Origin of the sequence: Vibrio sp. TBV020 (assembly GCF_046056895.1) — a bacterium.
Lineage (GTDB): Bacteria > Pseudomonadota > Gammaproteobacteria > Enterobacterales > Vibrionaceae > Vibrio.
The window spans coordinates 1655966-1676446 of the sequence record NZ_JBEEAQ010000003.1; the positions used below are offsets into that span (position 1 = coordinate 1655966).

General features: G+C 43.6%; 23 protein-coding genes. 18 read left to right on the plus strand and 5 right to left on the minus strand.

Features of this window, described 5'->3' with window-relative positions; all coding sequences use genetic code 11:
- Positions 1 to 54: 54 nt before the first annotated feature.
- Positions 55 to 630, minus strand: coding sequence for a nucleoside triphosphate pyrophosphohydrolase family protein (locus AAFX28_RS15810; RefSeq protein WP_408690889.1), 576 nt, complete (start codon positions 628 to 630; stop codon positions 55 to 57).
- Positions 631 to 889: 259 nt separating this feature from the next.
- On the opposite strand from AAFX28_RS15810, the gene AAFX28_RS15815 reads away from it, so the two are divergent.
- The 14 genes from AAFX28_RS15815 to AAFX28_RS15880 are packed head-to-tail and all read left to right on the plus strand — an operon-like array spanning position 890 to position 12237.
- Positions 890 to 1102 carry a Flp family type IVb pilin gene (locus AAFX28_RS15815; RefSeq protein ID WP_408689052.1) on the plus strand — a complete coding sequence of 71 codons (213 nt, stop codon included), beginning with the start codon at positions 890 to 892 and terminating at the stop codon, positions 1100 to 1102.
- Positions 1103 to 1156: 54 nt separating this feature from the next.
- Positions 1157 to 1555, plus strand: coding sequence for a prepilin peptidase (locus tag AAFX28_RS15820; protein ID WP_408689054.1), 399 nt, complete (start codon positions 1157 to 1159; stop codon positions 1553 to 1555).
- 8 nt (positions 1556 to 1563) lie between these two features.
- Entirely contained in the window at positions 1564 to 2352 is a 789-nt protein-coding gene (gene cpaB / locus AAFX28_RS15825; RefSeq protein ID WP_408689056.1) for a Flp pilus assembly protein CpaB, read from the plus strand.
- Positions 2353 to 2400: 48 nt separating this feature from the next.
- Positions 2401 to 3690 (plus strand): type II and III secretion system protein family protein, encoded by a 1290-nt coding sequence (locus AAFX28_RS15830; protein WP_408690890.1) that lies wholly within the window; start codon positions 2401 to 2403, stop codon positions 3688 to 3690.
- Positions 3687 to 4160: a hypothetical protein gene (locus tag AAFX28_RS15835; protein WP_408689057.1), complete on the plus strand. Its 474-nt coding sequence runs from the start codon at positions 3687 to 3689 to the stop codon at positions 4158 to 4160. Before AAFX28_RS15830 ends, AAFX28_RS15835 begins: the two co-directional genes overlap by 4 nt.
- 22 nt (positions 4161 to 4182) lie before the next feature.
- Positions 4183 to 5412 (plus strand): CpaE family protein, encoded by a 1230-nt coding sequence (locus AAFX28_RS15840; protein WP_408689059.1) that lies wholly within the window; start codon positions 4183 to 4185, stop codon positions 5410 to 5412.
- Positions 5413 to 5417: 5 nt separating this feature from the next.
- Positions 5418 to 6701 (plus strand): CpaF family protein, encoded by a 1284-nt coding sequence (locus AAFX28_RS15845; RefSeq protein WP_408689061.1) that lies wholly within the window; start codon positions 5418 to 5420, stop codon positions 6699 to 6701.
- Between the two features lie 9 nt (positions 6702 to 6710).
- Positions 6711 to 7628: a type II secretion system F family protein gene (locus AAFX28_RS15850; protein WP_408689063.1), complete on the plus strand. Its 918-nt coding sequence runs from the start codon at positions 6711 to 6713 to the stop codon at positions 7626 to 7628.
- Positions 7628 to 8518: a type II secretion system F family protein gene (locus AAFX28_RS15855; protein WP_408689064.1), complete on the plus strand. Its 891-nt coding sequence runs from the start codon at positions 7628 to 7630 to the stop codon at positions 8516 to 8518. Before AAFX28_RS15850 ends, AAFX28_RS15855 begins: the two co-directional genes overlap by 1 nt.
- A complete protein-coding gene (locus AAFX28_RS15860) occupies positions 8511 to 9290 on the plus strand; it encodes a tetratricopeptide repeat protein (RefSeq protein WP_408689065.1) in 780 nt (259 codons plus the stop codon). Before AAFX28_RS15855 ends, AAFX28_RS15860 begins: the two co-directional genes overlap by 8 nt.
- Entirely contained in the window at positions 9280 to 9765 is a 486-nt protein-coding gene (locus AAFX28_RS15865) for a TadE/TadG family type IV pilus assembly protein (protein ID WP_408689067.1), read from the plus strand. Before AAFX28_RS15860 ends, AAFX28_RS15865 begins: the two co-directional genes overlap by 11 nt.
- Entirely contained in the window at positions 9740 to 10288 is a 549-nt protein-coding gene (gene tadF / locus AAFX28_RS15870) for a tight adherence pilus pseudopilin TadF (protein WP_408689068.1), read from the plus strand. Before AAFX28_RS15865 ends, tadF begins: the two co-directional genes overlap by 26 nt.
- Position 10289: 1 nt before the next feature.
- Complete coding sequence (locus tag AAFX28_RS15875) at positions 10290 to 11576, plus strand: pilus assembly protein TadG-related protein (protein ID WP_408689070.1); 1287 nt, start codon at positions 10290 to 10292, stop codon at positions 11574 to 11576.
- 16 nt (positions 11577 to 11592) lie between these two features.
- Positions 11593 to 12237, plus strand: coding sequence for an OmpA family protein (locus AAFX28_RS15880; RefSeq protein WP_408689072.1), 645 nt, complete (start codon positions 11593 to 11595; stop codon positions 12235 to 12237).
- Here the strand turns inward: AAFX28_RS15880 and AAFX28_RS15885 are convergent, their stop codons facing one another.
- The 4 genes from AAFX28_RS15885 to AAFX28_RS15900 all read right to left on the minus strand — a co-directional run bounded on the left by AAFX28_RS15885 (position 12238) and on the right by AAFX28_RS15900 (position 16286).
- Positions 12238 to 13620 carry an ATP-binding protein gene (locus AAFX28_RS15885; RefSeq protein WP_408689073.1) on the minus strand — a complete coding sequence of 461 codons (1383 nt, stop codon included), beginning with the start codon at positions 13618 to 13620 and terminating at the stop codon, positions 12238 to 12240.
- On the minus strand, positions 13617 to 14303 hold the full coding sequence (locus tag AAFX28_RS15890) for a response regulator (RefSeq protein WP_408689075.1): 687 nt from the start codon (positions 14301 to 14303) through the stop codon (positions 13617 to 13619). The genes AAFX28_RS15885 and AAFX28_RS15890 overlap by 4 nt, the downstream gene beginning before the upstream one ends.
- Positions 14304 to 14475: 172 nt before the next feature.
- A complete protein-coding gene (locus AAFX28_RS15895; protein ID WP_408689077.1) occupies positions 14476 to 15039 on the minus strand; it encodes a DUF1415 domain-containing protein in 564 nt (187 codons plus the stop codon).
- Complete coding sequence (locus AAFX28_RS15900) at positions 15036 to 16286, minus strand: MFS transporter (protein WP_408689079.1); 1251 nt, start codon at positions 16284 to 16286, stop codon at positions 15036 to 15038. Before AAFX28_RS15900 ends, AAFX28_RS15895 begins: the two co-directional genes overlap by 4 nt.
- 105 nt (positions 16287 to 16391) lie before the next feature.
- On the opposite strand from AAFX28_RS15900, the gene AAFX28_RS15905 reads away from it, so the two are divergent.
- From AAFX28_RS15905 to AAFX28_RS15920, 4 genes are all read left to right on the plus strand, one after another.
- The gene (locus AAFX28_RS15905; RefSeq protein ID WP_408689080.1) at positions 16392 to 17261 is read left to right on the plus strand and encodes a LysR family transcriptional regulator; all 870 of its coding nucleotides are present in this window, start codon (positions 16392 to 16394) and stop codon (positions 17259 to 17261) included.
- Between the two features lie 116 nt (positions 17262 to 17377).
- Positions 17378 to 18832, plus strand: a complete 1455-nt coding sequence (gene modF / locus AAFX28_RS15910) for a molybdate ABC transporter ATP-binding protein ModF (protein WP_408689082.1) — start codon at positions 17378 to 17380, stop codon at positions 18830 to 18832.
- 5 nt (positions 18833 to 18837) lie between these two features.
- Entirely contained in the window at positions 18838 to 19083 is a 246-nt protein-coding gene (locus tag AAFX28_RS15915) for a Rho-binding antiterminator (RefSeq protein WP_408689084.1), read from the plus strand.
- 247 nt (positions 19084 to 19330) lie between these two features.
- Entirely contained in the window at positions 19331 to 20476 is a 1146-nt protein-coding gene (locus AAFX28_RS15920; RefSeq protein WP_408689086.1) for an efflux RND transporter periplasmic adaptor subunit, read from the plus strand.
- Positions 20477 to 20481 lie beyond the last annotated feature (5 nt).

The window sequence follows — 20481 nt, forward strand, 5'->3', positions numbered from 1 at the left end:
AAAACGCCGCTTGAATTCAAGCGGCGTTTTCTAATACGTAATGTCTTATTAGGTTTACTTCGTTAACGGCGCAAGGTCTGCTGGACGGTAGTAAACTGACTTTAGTACTTTACCCTGACGAATTGTTTTGCCTTCCGCAACGAAGTCCTCAGCACATTTCGCGATAATGTAATCGCCTTTTTGAACGGCCATTAGCTTAATACCTTGCTCTGCGTAATGCGCTTCAGTTTCAGCGTACTCTTTTTCATTGCGGCACACTTTACTCATGTTGCTTGAGTGAACTTCATCCCAGCAAGGAATAAAGTCGATGCCACGGTTAACAGCTACATTCAATAACAGGTCAATTAGGTAGTTGATCGCTAGGTTATCTTCAACCTTCTCGTGACCAAGGTGTACCAAACGCCCCATCAAAACGTAAACACTGTCGATGATTGCATCCGCTTGTTCGGTTTTATTATCCGCTTCAGCAAGTTCTGTTAATTCCTCGATTGCCAAAGATGTGTGCAGTGTATCTGCTTTGTCATCTAAGCTTTCCGGTGATGCAACCGGAAGATCAAACGTGCTACGGAATTCAGAAATATCACGGTATAGGTGGTTAAAAATATCAGTGGTCAGTTTTGAAAGGTGCATATCCATTAAGTCCGGATGTCATTATGTTGTGCCAATACTATCAAAGTGGCCATCCTCTCGCTATTAGCGAAAACCAATTATTACCTTATAAAGGTGCTTATTGGGCAATATTCGCCGCGAACCTGAATCCAAACTGAATGAACTCCTTGGTAATGTCATGGAAATGTGAAGACCCCCGCACTTCCATTGTTCGTAAATGCAACAGTTTTTAATATCTCTCCCGTAAACAACACTGTCCATTAAACAATAGGAAATGAAGATGTTAACTAAAGCATTTGTTAAAACTCAACTACTTATCGAATCATTCAAGAACGACGAGCGTGGTGTTACGGCGATCGAATACGCAATTCTAGGTGTATGTATGTCAGCAATCGTACTAGCGGTATTCAACGGCACTCTACGCGATGCTCTTTCTGGCGCGATCGATACTATCTCATCAAACATTGACAGTGCTAACTCTGTAAATGGCTAATGTGTAAAGCCGAAAGTGACTGAACAATTATGGTGGCTAATAACGTTAGCTACCATGGCTCTGATAGCCAGTTATCAAGATATCAAAAATAGAAAGATACCCAACGGAGTGGTGCAGGTAATTGCTCTGATGGGTATTTTTTTTGTTTTTAACTATGGCCGGTATGAACAACTAATACTGCCGATACTCGTCCTTGGTATAGGCATGGTGTTGTTTTACTTCAACATATTGGCGGCTGGAGACAGCAAACTCTTGTCAGCTTTTGGCCTGATGATATCGCCCGATTGCTTTTTGCTGACCATTTTTATCATTTTATTTGCAGGTGGAGCTTTAGCTATCGCCCAGTGGATTATCTGTCAACTGACAGGTAATACAGAGTGGGTCAACAAAGGGGTGCCTTATGGCGTACCTATTTGTCTAGGAAGCTTATTAGGTATAGCTGCATCGTTATAGGTTAATCAATGAATTCTAAAATCATTCTTGGCTTAGCGTTCGTCGCTATATCTGTTGGGCTTTATGGCGTCACCAATGCGACGCCTGCGAAAGAAAGTCAGGTTGAACCCCCTACAACCAATGAGGTGACTTTCAAAGTTTGGCGCCTTAAACACGATGTTGTGAAAGGCACTAAATTATCGCGTACTGACTTCATTGTTGAACATTTACCTCAAGCGAAAGCTGCGTTGCTTGGAATCGATAGCGATATCGATTTGGATTGGGATAAACCGGAGTTTGCAGCACGCGACTTAATTATGGGTGAAGTCGCTAGTGAAGATGTGCTGACATCCCCAGGTGATAAAGACTACTTACAAACCGTAATTAAACCTGGCTTTGTTCCTTACAACGTTACGGTTCCGGGTAAGGATGTCATTGGTGGAACAATTAATGTCGGTGATTCAGTAGATATTTCAGTTCTGTCTACGCCGAAAGAGAACCTTTCAACTGACCAAGATGTGGATGATATTCAACACCTAACAATGACACCATTGCTTGGACAGGTAACGGTTTTAGATATGGTTTCAACAGAGAAATCAGTGAGTAAATTGACCAGCCAAACTGAAACGAATATGACTCTGATACTACAAGTGACCAATCAGCAGCTAGCAAAGTTGACCGTTGCTCAGCGTATTTCAGAAATTACTCTGCACCGCTCTCTAGGAGAAGAATACTCCGATGACCTAGAAGCCAATTCAGCAGACATCATTCCAACAAATGGTAGTAACGAAGGTATACGCGAATTCCGTTTTGATTAAGAGGCTCGCATGAACAAAATAATAAAAAGCTTACTGTTATTGGCTTTTATGCCGATGAGCCTTTGGGCAAAAAGTACGGTCAATCTTACTGAAGGCGAAGCAAGGACTTTTGCAGTCAAAGGTAATGTCGCTTCGGTATTCATTTCCGGTCAAGGTGTTGCTGACTATCAAGTGATTGATGAACATAAAATTGTCGTATTTGGCAAAAAGGTTGGGGAAGCGTCATTGATTGCGTTTAACGCAAAGGGCAACGAATTGCTCAATCGGACCCTCGTTGTGAATCAAAGTTATCGCACCATAGAGCAACAAATCGCGGTGCAATATCCAGATGTAGAAGTGTCGGTAGCAGGCATCGGGGATAAGGTTGTACTCAGCGGTAAAGTCGCAACTGAGCAGGTCAAAGATAACATCCATCAATTGGTTGGTGAACTACTCGATAAAAAGCCGACAGTGACCGAGTTTGAAATGCAAGATGACCGAGACTCTGACTTCACAATCGGCTTTATGACCCAGCTTCGTTATCCAGGCTTGGTCAACAACATTGAAGTAACAGCAACCAAACAGGTAAACGTCAAACTTACTATCGCAGAAGTATCTCACTCTTTCATGCAGGATTTCGGTATTAAGATGGGAAGTGCCGGTCCTGGTGGTGGTGCTGGGATCTTTGTTGATCAGCTTACGCATTTCAGTGCGAGTGACATTGTGTCGGTTATTTCAGCGTTAGGTACAGATACGGTTGGCCAAGTTCTTGCCGAGCCAAATTTATCGGTTATTTCTGGGGAAAAAGCGAGCTTTTTAGTCGGTGGTGAACTGCCTGTTGTGACCTCCAATGATGGCGGAACCAGTGTGGAATATAAAGAGTTTGGTGTCCGTTTGGAGCTAATGGCGAAGGTGCTGCGTGACGATAAGATCAAACTGGCACTGACACCGGAAGTTAGCTCAATCGACAAACAATATTCAAGTGATAGCTATGACATGCCTGCGTTGCATACCCGTCGTGCTCAAACCACAGTTGAGTTGGGAGATGGCCAGAGCTTTGTTCTAGGTGGCTTGCTCAACAGTGAAGAGAAAGAATCGTTAACGCGTATCCCTTTTATTGGCGATATTCCAATTTTAGGTAGCCTCTTTCGTCATACGGGTACAGAACGTAAGAAAACTGAGTTGGTCATTGTAGCAACGGTGAATCTTGTTCAGCCCGTTAAGGCAAATCAAATACAGCTACCAATGATGAAAAAAACCAGCACTCTGAAGCGATTTTTCGCATTAGATGGTGAGTATGAAACATCGCAAGAGAAATGGGCTGACGAGGTACTGTCTGCCGGAGGATTTAGCCAATGAAAACATTAATCGCTTCGTTCGTCATCGTCGCTGCTTTATCTGGCTGTGCAGACCATATAAGTGAACCAAGAGGAACAACCATTGAAGTTGTTCCGGTCACTTACCAGTTCAAACTGAACACAAAACAACAAACACAATTTAGTGAACGGCTAAGCACCTTCATTCAAAGGCATCCTGATTTGGTTACGCAGGCCGATTGGGAAATTTCGGCAGCGGAATCCAGAGGTGGCAGCCTGTATCAAGTAGCGAAAAAGAAACTGATGGATGCAGGCGTCGAGCCGAGTCATATTCGCTACGTAAAACAACAAGCTGATGAATATTTTATGGTCGAAGTTTCCGCGACAACGCATCAGGTAAAGCTTGAGGTGTGCCATCAAGACCAAGTCGGAAAATACGGCTATGGCAGCTTAGGCTGTAATACAGACACAAGCCGTTGGCAATCAATGGTTAATCCACAAAACGCACTGTAATAATCCAAATTGAGGCACCTTAATGTTTGATTTAGTTGATAAGTTAAGTAGCTCAGAACCTAAGAAAGTAGCGAAAAAAAGTCGCTGTGCATTGTTTTATCAATCTCAATTATGCAGTGCGTTGGTTCAAAAAGCGTTCCGTTTTGAAGGGTTTGAAGAGCCAGTCACTCTCACCAACCAAGCTCAAAGCTTTGAAAAGTTGGAGCAACATCCAGAGGTAGAAGTGGTGTTGGTCGAACTAAACCAAAGCCAAGATGTGATCACTGATGCCAAGCTTCTACTACGCAATTTACCACCACAGGTTTCGGTGATCATCATTGGTAGTGAAGATGCAATCTCGACAATTCGCGGACTTAAAGAGCTAGGTTTTTATTATCTGTTTTGGCCAGCGACTGAAGCGGAAGTGACCGATTTCTATAGAAGTGTTGCTCGTAATCATGCTGAAAAGAAAGGCGTTGGACGTAATCGAAAAGCCAAACAGATTGCGTTTATGGGCGTAAAAGGAGGCGTTGGCACTTCTCTAGTGGCTTGTGAAGTTTCACGCTCACTCGCTAAATACCATAACGCGAGTACCTTGCTGGTGGATCATACCTATGCGGGGAGCAACATTGATGTCATGTTGGGGCTTAAAAAGTTCACTAAGCGAAGCGTTCAGAAAGGGACATTAGCATCAGGTATCGACAATGATATTGCGTTGAGTCTCATCCAGAATATTGAAAAACACTTGTCTATTTTGGCTGTAGAGTCAGATGAGTTTAGCCGAGAAGATCTACACCAATATACTCAAGCACTAAAAGAACAGGTTATTCAAAGTAATACTTTCATTGTGGAAGATTACTCTCATACAGCAACGACCAACGAAGAGTTTGAACGAGCAATAGAGGGTGTTGACGTATTAGTCTTGGTATTTGATGCGACAGTATCTTCGCTCCGCGAGCTCAATAGAATTACCTCAGAAATTGAATTGCGTTATCCAGAATTAACGGTACTCACAGTGATGAACCGTTCTCGGCCTGATAATGCAGCATCGATCAATGAAGGGGATGTAGAAAAGTATTTCGGCCGTAAAGCTGATGCGCAATTGGTGTTTGATTTCAAAGCCAATCATTACTTATTGCAAGGGGAATTAATCAGCGATTCTCGTTCGGAAATGAAGCATGGATTGCAAAATCTAGTGGCTCTATTAGTCGGTGAGAAAGTGAGTCACTTTAGCCGATTCTCTCTGCGCCGCTTACTTAAGCGTAAGGGGTAGAAAGTATGGAACAGTCACAAAAAGTTTACCTAAAGCTCCGTCGCCAGATCTTTGATGCGTTGGACGCTAGCGTGATTGAAAGTTTATCTCGCAGTGAACTAGAAGCTCAGTTGGCGAATGCAGTAGATATGCTGGTGAGCCGAGAGCAGTTGCCAGTATCGTCACTGGCTAAATCAGAGTATGTGACCAGTTTAATTCACGAGCTGGTTGGCCTAGGACCATTACAAGTTTTGATGGATGATGATTCAATCACTGACATCATGATCAATGGCCACCAGCAGATATATATAGAGCGAAATGGTTTAGTCGAGCAAGCCCCGATTCGTTTTATTGATGAGCAACAGTTGCTTGATATTGCCAAACGCATTGCAAGTCGAGTAGGGCGCCGCGTTGATGAATCTTCGCCAACATGTGATGCCCGTTTAGAAGATGGCAGTCGCGTCAATATTGTTATCCCCCCGATTACATTGGATGGAACATCGATTTCGATTCGTAAGTTTCGCGAACAGAGTATTGGGTTTGAACATTTGGTGGAGTTCGGTTCACTAACTCAAGATATGGCAGCACTGCTTCAAATCGCAGCACGTTGTCGACTCAACATTCTGGTATCTGGCGGTACTGGTTCGGGTAAAACCACGTTGCTCAATGCGTTATCTCAGCACATCTCTGACGGAGAACGTATTGTCACAATTGAAGATACTGCAGAGCTACGGTTACAGCAGCCTCATGTGGTTCGTATGGAAACGCGAAACAGCGGGGTAGAAGGGACTGGTGCGGTAACGTCACGAGATCTAGTTATTAACTCCTTACGTATGCGTCCAGATCGAATTATTGTTGGTGAATGTCGTGGTAGTGAAGCATTTGAAATGCTCCAAGCGATGAACACAGGTCATGACGGGTCGATGTCGACATTGCATGCCAATACACCAAGAGATGCGTTAGCTCGTGTCGAAGCCATGGTCATGATGGCAACTAATAATTTGCCCTTAGAAGCGATTCGACGCTCTATCGTAAGCGCAGTTGATCTAATTGTTCAGGTCAGCCGCTTACATGATGGCTCCCGAAAAATTATGAGCATCACGGAAGTAGTGGGTATTGAGGGAACCAATGTTGTGCTTGAAGAACTTTTTTCATTCAAAGCGTCACCGGAAGGCAGTGACGGTCGAATTCAAGGGGCGTACACCACCTCGGGTGTAATGGCTCGTTCGGCATTATATGAGAAAGCACGCTTCTTTGGTGTCGAGCAGCAGCTGACCCAAGTGATTGAGTCAATGGCGCTGAACAATTAGTGAGTTCCTATGTATTGGTTAATTATTTTTGGTGGGATCGCGTTAGTTATTGTTGCCTTAAAACCTGAGCGCCAACCTGCAGTTAAAGACTATTTGGAACAAGGAAAAGTTAACGGACAAAGCAGCACTAGGTTTACTCAGCAAGCAATCAACGTTGCTAGTTTGTCCGACAGGGATTTAAAGCAACGGATTTTGCTACGTTGGGATAACCTTCAGCGCCAATTGGGCAATATGGCAGCTCTGAAAATCATCTTGTTTACAGCGATAGCCATGATGGTTGTTGGTGTAATCAATCAGACGATGTTGCGCTTACCGTTGTTTCAAGTATTCCCAGTGTCATTGGTTCTAGTATGGACTTGGGGATATGTATATCTGCAAAAAAGAGAGCAAAAGAGATTCGAAGAGACGTTCCCTGATGCGCTTAACATGCTGGCCAGTTCACTGAGTGCAGGGGAAAGTATTGGCCGTGGTATTCGTTATGTCGGACAAAAGCTAGAAGGCGAAGTGGGTAAAGAGTTCAAATTAATGAGCGAACGTTTAAATCTTGGTGAACCAATTGATGAAGTGTTCCGTAAATCATGTCGTCGTTTCCCATACCCTTCGTTTCATTTTTTCGTCATCACCTTACGCGCCAATATGCAGCGTGGCGGTCAGCTAAAAGAAGTGATGTCTCGTTTGAATAGGCAGATGTTTGAAGCGAGAGCGGTAGAGCGAAAGAAATATGCAATGACGTCAGAGGCGCGAATTTCAGCCAAGATCGTCGGTGCAACACCGTTTTTCTTTCTGTTCATATTGCAGTTTCTAAGTCCGGAAAACTTTGAGTTTGTGATGTTTCACCCTGAAGGGAAACCGATTCTCTACTACGTCATTATCAGTGAAAGCATCGGTATGTTCATCATCTGGATGTTAATGAAGAAGGTGAAGTGATGAACGAGAAATTACAGATGTTCCTAGCTTGGACAGGGGTAGCATTTGGAATCTTGATTCTAGGTTACTGGCTATTCATGACTGTACGTCAGAAACGCCGCATTGCTGCTTTAGCAAAACACAATCAGTATGCAGCGAACAAAGCTAAATCCCGCTTAGGTTTTTCTGACTGGTTACAGCCAGTGACGTCGGTTTTCACCACCTCTCAGGATGATGTCACGCTTCGACTGTCAAACGCCGGAATAAATGATTCTCGTATTGCTCATTTATTCATGCCACTCAAATATACGGCCCTTGTCGTGGGACAGGGGCTTATAGCGGCTCTGTTTTGGTCAACTGAAGGGAAACTAGAACAGTGGGTTGCAGCAGCCGGAGCTTGGGCAATGATTGCGATTGCTTTGCCAGACATTGTGCTCAACTCAATGGCAAAAGCGAGGCAGAGACGCGTTTCTAAGCAAATGCCGTACTTGATTGATTTGATGGCGATATGCGTGCAAACCGGTATGACAATTGAAGCTTCTATGAAGTACCTATCGGTGGAGATGCAGAGCTTTAACCAAGAGATGGCAAGCTTGCTTGATAAAACTAACCATCGCGCGCGAGTAGTGGGAATGGAGCAAGCGCTTGAAGAGTTATATGAAAAAGTACCGTCATCAGAAATGCGTAGTTTTGTGATGACCTTGAGCCAAAGTATTCAACACGGCTCATCGATTTACACCATGTTGACGACATTGGCGGGTGATATCCGTGAAGTTCAGATGCTGGAGTTGGAAGAAGAAATAGGGAAGTTAGCCGCCAAGATGTCGATACCGTTAATCGTCTTCATCTTGATCCCGATTGTTTTTGTTATCGCCGCTCCTGGTGTCATGAGGTTAATGCTCAATGCTTAAGAAAATCATCACAATTTCTTTTACGTTGTTTCTCGCTGCTTGTAGTTCTACTCAATCGAGTTGGCAGCAAGATGAGTCAAAAGAAACCATCTATCAACAAACAGACAATTATGTCCAATTGACTGAACTCTACAAGAAGCAGCTCAAAGCCAACGACACCAATGAGGTTAGAGAAAAGCTATCTAATAGTTATTTGGCAATGGGTGATGCTGAGTCAGCTTTGTTCTATATCGCTCCAGTAGCCCAAAAGCACTCTGCCAGTGTTGCGAGTCTACTTTTACAAGCTAAAGCTTATAGCGAATTAGGCCAATACCCAGCGGCAATAAACAGTGCGAAAAGAGTACTAGAGCAAGCCCCTGAGCATGCAGAAGCAGAAAACTTGCTTGGCACTCTGTATGGCTACAGTTACCAATTTGAACTGGCCCGTGGCTACTTCGAACGTGCAAGAGAGCATTTCTACGATGCAGCAGTAGTAAAAAATAATCTAGCGGTGTTGGATATTGCTCAGGAGCAATACAAGCTTGCAGCTCAACGATTACTGCCATTGTATAAACGCGGTCAAGCCAATGAGCAGATGATGGCGAATTTGACGCTAAGCATGGCGAAACTTGGCCACTATGAATTTGTTCACTCTGTATTGAGTGATCGTTATAGCAAGCATCAAATACAACAGATATATCGTTCTCTTCGCAACCATCGCCCGTATTCAGCTGAAAATCGCGCCCTAGCGTTAAGTGGTATTCAAGACAGCGGAGTATCTGATGAAAGTTAAGCAGCGAGGTGTTGCAACCATCGAATTTGCAATTGGCTTTTTCGCATTTTGGTTGATGTGTATGGCGTGGGTTGAGATGAGCTATATCTCTTACATCTCAGCGATTAATGATCTAGCCATTTCTGAAATTGCTCGAACAGCTAAAAAAGACTCCTCTGATTATATGCAGACGGTTCAAGAAGTGCTTCATGAAGAAGACAGTATTTGGAATCAAGTAGTGGACGGAAATGACTTTCAAGTCACGATTCAATATGTCGATTCGCTAAAGAATCTCGTTAACGTCGAAAACTTATGTGGCGAAGCGGAAATTCTAGAGAGTACTGAGTGTGGCAAGGAGCAAAACGCAGCCTTGGCTATCTATCGAATTAACTATCGTTTCAACCCCATTTTTAGCTATTTCGTGACAACTCACAACCTAATGAGTCGCGAGATGATAGTGGTGCAAGAATATGAACGCTCTCAATTTGAAGTTTAAGCAGCGAGGCACTTTTAGTGTCGAACTCGCCATCGTCGGCATTTTCTTCAGCTTACTTCTGGCGTTTAGTGGTGATGTGATCATTAAGCTCTCGGTTAAAGGAAAGCTAGATCGCTTATCGTACTCACTTGTCAATGTAGTCAAAGAACGCACTCAGCTCTATGACGCTAACTACCAACTGACAGCGAAAGAGGTTGATGATATCGATACCCTCGCGCAGCGTTCATTGCAAAGGACCTTTGGCGCGTTTGAAGCGGATAACTATGGTTTATTGGTTGAAGAGCTTAGCTTTGAGGAAGTGGGTAAGCCTAACCCGATCATCGCTGAGAATCGTGGCGGTATGACTTGCCAGGTTGGGCAATCAATCCGCGATTTAGAGTACCTCACCGTTGTCAGCAACCGTGGCCGAGAAATGCCGTTGTATAGGGTTACCTTGTGCTATCAAACCAGTAATTGGATTGGCGATTTGCTGGGCAAAAAGTTTACTAACGTAATGTCAGACTCTGTAGTGATTGGGAGATAACATGAGACGTGCAATGAACAAACAGTCCGGCCATGCTGCTATGCTATTTGCCATGATGATCCCCGCATTGTTTGGTGTATTCATGCTTGGTTCTGATGGGGCAAGAGCATTACAGACCAAAGCGCGATTAGAGGAAGCAGCGGAAGCGGCTGTGCTGGCTGTCTCTGCTAAAGACGAGGAAGATGATCAACTGGCTCAAGATTATATTGACCATTACCTCTACGACTTGGAGTCGATCCAATCGGTGTCCGTTAAAAAACTAGAGTGCGATGAGATGCCAGAGTGCGCCGCCGCAGTTGAAAGAGGAGAGGCTCGGTATTTCGAATATCGTGTAGCTGGGAAAACTGAGCACAAGTCATGGTTTCCGGGAAATGATGCGATAGTGGGCTTCGGAGAAACATTCGACGTGACGGGATCTTCAAAAGCTCGTCGTTACCAAAGCCAGCCAGTAGACATTACTTTTGTTGTCGACTTTTCAGGGTCCATGAATAACGGCTGGAGCGGTGGTAGACATTCTAAGTTGGAAGACTTAATGGATATCATTGAAGAAGTAACAGACGAGCTCAGTCTCTACAATCAATTGTACCCTGAACATCCGCATAGAGTGGCTATCACAGGCTACAACCGACGTACCAGCAATAAAAATGACAAAGGTAAGTTAGTTTTTCGTGACCAACGAATCACTGACTATGATCCAGATGGATACGATAAAGACGATAAGTTCTATCCGCAAAAAACGATCAATGCTCAGTTCACGGTTAAGGGGGCTGCAAAGCGCATTCCAAATGAAGATGATTTAGCTGAGTTTTACGATATCTACCCGACGACAGATCTTGAGGGCTTTATGAAAAAAATCAAAAAGTTTAAAGCTCACGGCGGTACTGCTTTTTTACAAGGGGTGATCCGAGCGGGCCAGATTGTCAAAACCTTCGCCGAAAACCCTAAGCAGCTCATTATCGTACTTTCGGATGGTGAAGACTCTGATGTGTATGAAAAACAAGTACCAAAACTGATCAGCAGAGGCATGTGTACCAATATTCTTAATCTAGTGAACGGTGGCGAAATGACGGTCAGTGGCATGGGAACCAGCCAAGGGATGAAAACACCAAGCGGAGATGAAATGACGGCACGCTTAGCGGTGATTGGTTTTGATTATGACTTAAAAGAGAACGTGAACTTAAAAAATTGTGTCGGAAAAGACAATGTATATAAAGCTGAGAATAGAGATGACATTCTCAACCAGATCTTGTCATTGATAACCGAAGAAGTCGGTCATTTGGCGCAGTAATAGAGGCGAATAAAAGATGAATAGTAAATTTATGTGGTGCTTTTTGGCGGCTTTACCGGTCAGCCAATCCGCTTTGGCAAGCTCAACCAACGGTAATGTAAACGAAGCACTTTATTATTACTGTCAGCAAGGTAGTAATGAATACCAAGAGCAAGTGATTGTAGGTTCGGGGCAGAAGGTCATGTATCACCAAGGGCCGTTTATGCAAATTACTGCCAACAGCGACTCTCAAGAGCAACTTGACGCTGTTCGCCATAACTTAGAAGCTGTCGGGGTAGAGGCTCAATGCGCGCAATACCTTTTGAGTCATGCGACTATCGATGAAAATGACCAATGGCAAGCTAACCTAATTGCGCAAATCTTGTTCGATTTTGATAAGAGTGCTCTAAATGCTCAGTCACGTTATCTTCTCTCTCAGCTTAAAGTTCGTATCGAAGATGGCGACAGCAATTTAATGGTTGTGGGCAATACCGACTCTGTCGGGGCTGAGCAATATAATTTGGTATTGGGCCTGAAGCGCTCTCAAGCCGTGACAGAATTTCTAGATATTGATAGCGAAGCTAATTCAGATGGTGAACTACATCCAATCACAAGTAATGATTCTGAGTATGGACGCCACCTAAATCGCCGGGTTGAAATAGAACTTAAACCACAAAGCTAATCACTTATAGGGCAGCATGATCTTGAGACTAATACCCATGGATGGGTCAGAAGGGTCTTCAAACCAAATTGCCCCTTTATAACTGTGAATAATTTCGTCACATAGTGCTAAACCTAATCCAGTTCCTGGGTTTTGTTCATCGGCGCGAACACCTCGTTGGAAAAGACTATCTCGTATTTGAGGTTCAATCGGAGGTCCATCATTGTTAATGGTGACCATTAGGCCGCTCTCACTATTGTTAATGAATATATCGATACGAGATTGAGCAAAGCGATAGGTGTTTTCAAGAATATTGCCAAACACCTCCATGATGTCTGATTTGCTCATCGGTAAGGTTTGCCCTTTGGAGATAAATAGTTCGACCTGAAGGCCTTTCTCAAGATGGACCTTATCGAACATCATAATCAGACTATTGAGCACTGGCTTAATCAGAGTCGAATTTTCAGCAATCCCTTTCACCCCAAAAGAAGCTCGCTTTAGTTGCCCTTGGATTACGTCATCCATTTCAAGCAATTGCTGGTTGATTGCGTCGATCTTACCTTGCTCTATATCGCTCAAAAGCGCTTGGGAGACAGCAACTCGAGTTTTTAGACTATGGGCCAAGTCATTGAGAGCTCTGCGGTAGCGTTGTTCATTTTCGTGCTGCTGGAACAACATCTCATTAAGTGCATTAGTCAAAGAGGCTAAATCTTCGGGATAGGTTTTTTGCAGCTTGTTTAGTTTGCCAGAACGTACTTGCTTGAGCTCTTCTTCTAAAGTCACAAATGGTCTAAATCCCCAGCGGTAAACCAAGCGAATAAGAAAAGCGATGATCAGCGCCGAAATGATCGTTGCAATGGAAACTTGTACCTTTAAATCGGTGAGCAATTCAATTTTCTCTTCCATACGACGTAAGATTACAATCCGTCCATCAGGGTTATAGTCGGTGGCTTCTAAAGGCAGCACTTGCGCGATAAAGGCATTGCCTCGGCTAGTTTGAATCAATTTAAAGCTGTGAATTTTGGAAGGCAGTAGTGGGTCGAGGCAATAGTTGTCGATTTTTGGAATATCAATACCTTGAGTGAGTAACTCGGCTCTCGACTCTTCATCCATCGATCGCCAAAGCTCATTGTTTTCTGCATCACAAATGAACATCGAGAATAGGGACGACTGTGGGGAGTATATCTTATGCCATTCAGAAAGCGGCGGTAGTTGGTTTGACGAGATGAGTTCATTGGTGATGGATGGGATGTGGCTAGAGACCTCATTCGAGTAGTCTCGAATCAACTTGTCCTTTTCTATGTGATAAAAAAGAAATCCAAGTAATAGGACAAAGCTGAGCCCGACAAGCAATGATAAAACGAGGACTCGACGCCTAAAGCTGGTGGAGACTAAACGTTTCACGACTCATTTTCCTTAGCATCTAAGCGGTAACCCTGACCTCGAATGGTTGAAATGATTTTCGCATCCGTATACGCCGCGAGTTTTTTGCGCAATCGGGAAATAATCACCTCAATATTATTGAGCTGTACCTCTTCACCTGAGTCATATAACGAGTCAGCAATTTGCTCTTTAGAGATGACCTGTTGATGATGACGAATCAAGTACTCGAAGATTTGGTACTCTAATGCAGTTAAATCTAGCAGGTTCTCACTGAAAGTGATGGTGTTCGCTTGGGTATCAAGGTTGAGGTCTCCAACAGACAGTGTGGATGATGCAAAGCCCTGATTGCGGCGAACGAGCGCTTCTAGGCGCGCTGTTAGCTCTTCGAACTGAAAAGGTTTCGTGAGGTAGTCGTCAGCCCCGACATTGAGTCCTTCAACTTTATCTTGCCAATCGCCACGTGCAGTCAATATTAGTATTGGCACGTTAATCTCTTTACGGCGAATCTGTTTGATAAGCGTAATACCATCGAAGTCAGGTAAGCCTAAATCGATGATCATGACATCAGCGTTTGGGTGTTTCTGGATGGTTTGTAAGCATGCTGAAGCGGTTTTATCTGCATAAACCGTGTGATTGCGCTCTTTTAGCTGAGATGAGAGGTGGTGATTTAAAATCTCATTGTCTTCAACCAATACAACCAACATAGACAGATCCTCGATAAGACATTCAATCACTAACGATAGCACTGGTGAAAAGAAAGAGAAACCAATGTGTTAGTGAAGTCAGTATCTTAAGCGTTTTCTGATATTAACTGAGCGGATCTTGTGATATTTAGCAGCTACCTAAGAAATAGGTAGCTGGAATATGAGGCTAAAACTAGATCAAGTAAGGGAATAGCTTAGCTCTTTCTGCAGGAGTTAATGATTCAACTCGTGCGATGTTTGTGTCTGGAATAGCTTCAGGGTTTGGATAGTGTTTGAGCACTTTTTCCATGCTCTTTTCACGAATAAGGTGGAAGACTGGGTATGGAGAACGATTGGTTAAGTTTTCCGCATCTTCCGGCTGTGCACCACCAAAGCAGTAGTCTGGATGGAAGGTCGCGAGTTGGAAAATACCTTCCCAATCTTGTTGGCGGATCAGCGCCTCAACCCAATCAATGAACAGGTTATAGTCGTAAAAATCTTCCAGCATATTTGGAATAGCAACCAGTGTGGTTTCAAGTTGCTCTGGCTCAGTAGACTCAAGTTCTAAAAGCTGAGTTAGGATATCCTCTAGCAAGAGCTCTTCCGTTGTTGCTTCACTAACAAAGATTTTAATTTGCTTATTACGCTGTGGCTTTGCGGCAAAAGGGCATAAGTTAAGTCCGATAACTACGTCGTTTAACCATTGGTCTACGGCTTTAGTTACGACATCGACTTGTGTTGAGCTATTGGTTGTCATTTTGCTTCCAAATTAGAATTTGGCGCAAGAATAGCAGAATCTGATCGGGGATGCTTCTCTATGATGCTTTCACTCGATTCAATCAGGTTTAATCGATGGCAAAGCACGAATATTGTGGCATACAGGAACAAGCCTCCAAAAATAACGTTGCTCCAGCCACCGTGTTGCCACAGATAGATGAGGAAGAACCCACCAATACTGCCGCCAATATAGTAGTGCACCAAATATAGTGCTGTTGCGGTCGCTTTAGCATGGGTGGCTTTGCGGCTAACCCAAGAGTAGGCGAGGGTATGGGTAAAGAAAGCCCCAAAGCTAATGAGCAATAAGCCAAGCATCATGAATGGTAAAGCATCTACATAGGCGATCAGCATACCAAGCAAGCTGATTATTGTTCCTGTGACCATTCCAGAAATAGTACTTCGATTTTTCGTCCAAACCGATGTCATTTTTGAACTCAAGGTACCTGCCAGATAACACAAGAAAATCAATGAGGCTAAACTAATTGGTAGGTTATGGGGTTCGCTAACCAGCCTAAAACCCATTACAGAGTATAAGTTAACGAATAGCGCAAAGTTGACACCACCAATCAGCATGGCAAACCAAATAGTTTTGTTAGTGATATGCTTCACCAAGGCTCGGTTGTGCTGACGTAACATTCCACGTTGCGGCGTAAAGTTTTTTTGTTTCGGCAGCATGAACACGACACCGATCGCACTGATTAACGTGAATAGGGCCATTGCCAATACAGCTTGCTGCCAACCGAAAGCATCGGTCAAAGTACCACCAACTATTCGCCCGGTGATGCCACCTAACGAGTTAGCCGCGATGTAACCTCCAATAGCGTGGCTGAAGGCTGTTTCAGAGAGCTCTTCTACCATGTACGCAACAGCGACAGAAGCAAATGCTGCCAATGCAACTCCCATCAAAGCTCGGGCGATAACCAGTAATAGAAGTGAGTCACTTACCAGCATAATGCCACCAATAAATGGCATGGAAAGTAGGCCAAGTAGCATGACGTTTCTTCTTCCTACCGCTTCTGAGGCAACTGCCCAAGGCACTAAACAGACAGAAAGAGCTAACGTACTCGCAGCGAAGATCCAGTTAACCTGAGTTTCACTTACCAAGAAGTAATCAGCCATATAAGGCAACATAGGTTGGAAAAGGTAAAGATTACAAAATACTAAGAATGAGCCCAGCGCTAAGCTGAACGTGACACGGCGGTAATCTTTGCTCTTTAGTTCAATCATTTTTGTCGTCTAATAGGAAACTATGTGAGCAAAATATCAGTCATAATGTGATATATAAAATATATTAAAAATATCATCGTAATATATTTAACATATGGCCTATTTGTGGAATCAAAGCATTTAAAACATTTCGTGGCTGTTGCGGATCATGAGCATTTCACTAAGGCCGCAAAAGCCCTTTACATAGCTCAGCCAGCACTGAGTATTTCGATTAAAAAACTCGAGCAAGAGTTAGGCGTCGAGTTGTTTCGCCGTGAAGATAGGCAGATATCGCTGACTGATGAAGGGCGAGTTCTTTACGATCATGCCAAAAGAGTGCTGCAGCAACTGGAAGATGCACAACTTGCCATTGACGAATTAAAAGGACTCGAGAAAGGGGAAGTTCGATTAGGTGCGCCGAGTATGATGGGTTCTTACTTCTTTCCTGAAGTGTTGATGGCGTTTAAGAGTCGCTACCCGCATCTTAAGTTGACGTTAGTTGATGCGGGAACGCGCTCTATAAGGCAAATGTTACTTGATGGGGAGCTCGATATTGGGGTGATCAACGATGAAAATGTCCCTGATGATTTGGAAACCGATCACTTGTTGACTTCGGAAATGGTCGCTGTGGTATCTAGGGAACATGAACTAGCCGAACGCAACGCGCTCACTTTTGACGAGTTTTTCGAACATGAACTTGTGATGTTCAAACCCGGGTACTTCCATCGCGATTTTGTCGAAAACCAGGCAATGCAGTGCGGCAAGGAAATGCTGTTTTCCTTTGAAACTAACTTATTGCCGATGATCCTCAGTATCGTTAAGCATGAGTTTGCCATTACTGCGCTGTTAGAGTTGGTCACACAACATGAACAGCAAGTCATTGGAATTCCATTTAACCCCCGAGTAAAGCTAGATCTTGCTTTGGCTTGGCGTAAAGACGGTTACTTATCTATTGCAGACAAAGCCTTTCTCGAGTTTGTGAAGCAGTACACCTGATTGAAACGTGTGCCTGCAAATATCACACTTTGCTCAATCTCTATCGCACTTACTTATCAATTGCAGTAATTTGGTGTTCATTCTCGCAAATTATTGAAAGGTAAGGACACCGTTTCATGCAAATTGATATTGAGCAGCTCTGTTTAGACCTAGAAACACATCAACTCGACATTGAGCGATGGCAGATCCCCGATAAACAATCTTGGGGTGTATTTAGTACTGAAGGGGACATTGGTTCAGCCTTAGGTTGCTTGCTATGTGGGGAACTTAAAGCTGATGCCAAAGCTTTACAACTGACTTCAGGTCGCGTTGCTCAAGTATCGCTGGTCGAACAGCAACGATTGCTGGAAGAAGAAATTGCTAAAGATGAAACGGACTACCTAGACAGGATCGATACGGGTACCGCGGTTTATGACTTAATTTATCAGCAGTGTCAGTCTCAAGACTTGGCGGACAGGTTGGTTGAGCAACTTGATTTAGGTCATTTAAAGCAGAGCGGCTTTCGAGTGCTATCTACCGGTGAAACCCGCCGCGTGATGCTAGCAAGAGCGTTAGCTACTAAACCGGATTTAATCGTCCTCGATAACCCTTTTACTGGTCTAGACGTCGCCCACCGAGCTGCATTAGCTGAGTTCTTATCTGAGCTGTCTCAGAGCGTGCAAATGATTGTCACGTTCAACCGTGAAGAAGATATCCCAGAATGGATCAATCATATTGCTTTGTTTTATCATGGCAAGCTTGAAAGCACAATGAGTAAGCAGGAATGGGAGTGTCACCCGATAATCAGCCAGATCAAAGCACAGTCTCAGCAACAAAGTGAGCAAATGATTGAGCTGATTCAACGTTATCAGCATGCTCATCACTTCGATAACCCTGTTTTTGAGATTAAAAATGGTCGAGTTGAGTATACTGAAAAGACCATTTTTACTGATCTCAATTGGCGTATTGAAAATGGACAACACTGGCAAATCAAAGGGCCAAATGGTTGTGGTAAAAGCACCTTATTAGGTTTGATATTTGGTGACCATCCGCAGTGTTACTCTAATGATATTCAGATCTTTGGTAAGCAACGTGGTAGTGGTGAGTCCATTTGGGAAATCAAACAGCACATTGGCATGGTTTCCTCTGCTTTGCACTTACAATATCGTGTGAGTTGTAAGGCAATTGAAGTGATCCTGTCTGGTTTTTACGACTCTATTGGCCTTTACCAGCAACCAAGTAAGAAAGAGATTCAGGTTGCTCGAGAGTGGTTAGAAATCTTGCACATGACGGAGCATGCCAATACGTCATTTAGACAGCTAGAGTATGGGCAACAGCGTTTGCTTTTGATCGCTAGGGCGATAGTGAAACAACCGGCATTATTGATTCTCGATGAACCATATCAAGGTTTGGATTATCTTGGACGTCGATTGGTCAAAAACACTTTAGAGCTGATAGCGCAGGAAAACCTAAGTCAGTTGCTTTATGTCTCTCACTATCAAAATGATAAGTTAGAGAGCATCAAAAATGACGTAGAATTTATTTATGACGACATTGCGCAGTGCTACAAACCGGCAGTGCGAGTAGGGTAGATGAGATGATCAGTTGTTGCGATTATGACTACATTGAAATCGTGTGTATGTATCGCTATCCCGTTTGTTTAACTCTGAAAGAGGGTAACGTTATAGAAGGGGTAGCATTAGATACGGCACGTAATGAACACAAGCAAGAGTGTATAAAGCTGATGGTTAATGAGGCCGAACAGTTAGTGGTTCTAGACTCAATTTCAAAACTTGAAGTGCTGGTGGATAACCCTCATTTTAGACTCAAGACGTTCGATTAGCCTCTTTAAAAATATCCGATGGCCTAGCTGCTCTTCAGGCCATCAAATACTCTCTGAATACTATGAAGTCGTGCTGTTTGGGGTATGACTTTATCTAGTCTCAATAATGATTCGATAATCAAGTATCATTTGAATTTATAAAAATACTTCGATCAAAGGGATAGTTTTCTTTTTATTGATGTCGAAGCACTATTCAGACGTACATCAATTCATATAAACATAATAATTAAACTGACAAGGAACTCAAATGACGACTAAGCCGTTACGTTGGTTACTGCCTTTCATCATTTTAGGGGGCGCTTATGCTGGTTATTCTGCGATTGCATCGAGTGCGCCGGAATCACTAGAAAGCAAACCGCCGAAAGCACCGCCTATAGTTAAAGTTTCCAAAGTAAACTCTAGTGACCACAAAGTCGTGATTACCAGTCATGGAGAGCTTCAGCCCGTTGAAGTGACGCAGCTTTCGTCTCAAGTTGCTGGCGAGGTAGTGAGCTGGCATCCCAATTTTGTCGTTGGTGGTATCGTTAAGCGTGGTGAAGTTTTATTTAGTATCGAAAGCGATAATTATCAAGCGGCAGTGCTGCAGGCTGAAGCTCAATTAGCGGGGACTAGAGCGGCTTTGATTGAAGAGAAAGCCCGAGCGGAAGTTGCAGCGCGACAAGCTAAAAATCTACCTAAAAAACAAGTGACAGATCTTTATCTTCGTAAGCCACAATTGTTGAGTGCAGACGCACAGGTCAAGTCGGCGTTAGCTGCGCTAAAACGTGCAAAACGTGACTTAGAGAATTGCAAAATTGTCGCTCCATACGATGCACTAGTTGTCGCGAAAGATATCGGTGTCGGTCAATTTATTTCAGCCGGGGCGCATGTAGCTACATTAAACAATGTTGAAGCTGGTGAAGTTCATATCCCTATAGCTGGTTTTGACAGTGCGTTTCTGCCCCAAGATTATGCTGGGCTTCCTGCGCAGGTGATCCAACGAGGAATTAAGAATACTCATCGTGAAGGTGTGATCGATCGTGACTTGGGAGTGATTGATAGCAGTACTCGTATGATTAATATGGTTGTTAGAGTCGACAACCCATACGCGATAGATAGTGATAAAACGCCGATGAAGTTTGGTTCTTATGTCGAGGTGCAGTTCCCAGGTAAAGAATTGAAGCACATTTACCGACTTCCTCAGGAACTCGTCAACAACCGTCAAGTGTGGGTGGTTAACAGTAATAACCAATTAGAGCCTAGAACAGTCAATGTTTTACGTGCTGAAAAAGAGTTCATGCTGATCAATCAAGGTTTGAGCGATGATGATCAAATCGTTTTGACTGTCCCTGAATATCCGCAAGCTGGGCTGCAAGTTGAAGTCGCTGTTCAAGACGCTCAAATGGGTAAGTAGAGGTC

What these genes read in the sequence shown, in the direction of transcription:
- AAFX28_RS15920 (WP_408689086.1), top strand. Translation starts at nt 19,331, where the DNA reads ATGACGACTAAGCCGTTACGTTGGTTACTGCCTTTCATCATTTTAGGG.
- AAFX28_RS15840 (WP_408689059.1), top strand. Translation starts at nt 4,183, where the DNA reads ATGTTTGATTTAGTTGATAAGTTAAGTAGCTCAGAACCTAAGAAAGTA.
- AAFX28_RS15835 (WP_408689057.1), top strand. Translation starts at nt 3,687, where the DNA reads ATGAAAACATTAATCGCTTCGTTCGTCATCGTCGCTGCTTTATCTGGC.
- tadF (WP_408689068.1), top strand. Translation starts at nt 9,740, where the DNA reads ATGAACGCTCTCAATTTGAAGTTTAAGCAGCGAGGCACTTTTAGTGTC.
- AAFX28_RS15815 (WP_408689052.1), top strand. Translation starts at nt 890, where the DNA reads ATGTTAACTAAAGCATTTGTTAAAACTCAACTACTTATCGAATCATTC.
- cpaB (WP_408689056.1), top strand. Translation starts at nt 1,564, where the DNA reads ATGAATTCTAAAATCATTCTTGGCTTAGCGTTCGTCGCTATATCTGTT.
- AAFX28_RS15820 (WP_408689054.1), top strand. Translation starts at nt 1,157, where the DNA reads ATGGCTCTGATAGCCAGTTATCAAGATATCAAAAATAGAAAGATACCC.
- AAFX28_RS15830 (WP_408690890.1), top strand. Translation starts at nt 2,401, where the DNA reads ATGCCGATGAGCCTTTGGGCAAAAAGTACGGTCAATCTTACTGAAGGC.
- AAFX28_RS15850 (WP_408689063.1), top strand. Translation starts at nt 6,711, where the DNA reads ATGTATTGGTTAATTATTTTTGGTGGGATCGCGTTAGTTATTGTTGCC.
- AAFX28_RS15845 (WP_408689061.1), top strand. Translation starts at nt 5,418, where the DNA reads ATGGAACAGTCACAAAAAGTTTACCTAAAGCTCCGTCGCCAGATCTTT.
- AAFX28_RS15880 (WP_408689072.1), top strand. Translation starts at nt 11,593, where the DNA reads ATGAATAGTAAATTTATGTGGTGCTTTTTGGCGGCTTTACCGGTCAGC.
- AAFX28_RS15860 (WP_408689065.1), top strand. Translation starts at nt 8,511, where the DNA reads ATGCTTAAGAAAATCATCACAATTTCTTTTACGTTGTTTCTCGCTGCT.
- AAFX28_RS15855 (WP_408689064.1), top strand. Translation starts at nt 7,628, where the DNA reads ATGAACGAGAAATTACAGATGTTCCTAGCTTGGACAGGGGTAGCATTT.
- AAFX28_RS15875 (WP_408689070.1), top strand. Translation starts at nt 10,290, where the DNA reads ATGAGACGTGCAATGAACAAACAGTCCGGCCATGCTGCTATGCTATTT.
- AAFX28_RS15810 (WP_408690889.1), bottom strand. Translation starts at nt 630, where the DNA reads ATGCACCTTTCAAAACTGACCACTGATATTTTTAACCACCTATACCGT.
- AAFX28_RS15915 (WP_408689084.1), top strand. Translation starts at nt 18,838, where the DNA reads ATGATCAGTTGTTGCGATTATGACTACATTGAAATCGTGTGTATGTAT.
- modF (WP_408689082.1), top strand. Translation starts at nt 17,378, where the DNA reads ATGCAAATTGATATTGAGCAGCTCTGTTTAGACCTAGAAACACATCAA.
- AAFX28_RS15900 (WP_408689079.1), bottom strand. Translation starts at nt 16,286, where the DNA reads ATGATTGAACTAAAGAGCAAAGATTACCGCCGTGTCACGTTCAGCTTA.
- AAFX28_RS15890 (WP_408689075.1), bottom strand. Translation starts at nt 14,303, where the DNA reads ATGTTGGTTGTATTGGTTGAAGACAATGAGATTTTAAATCACCACCTC.
- AAFX28_RS15865 (WP_408689067.1), top strand. Translation starts at nt 9,280, where the DNA reads ATGAAAGTTAAGCAGCGAGGTGTTGCAACCATCGAATTTGCAATTGGC.
- AAFX28_RS15895 (WP_408689077.1), bottom strand. Translation starts at nt 15,039, where the DNA reads ATGACAACCAATAGCTCAACACAAGTCGATGTCGTAACTAAAGCCGTA.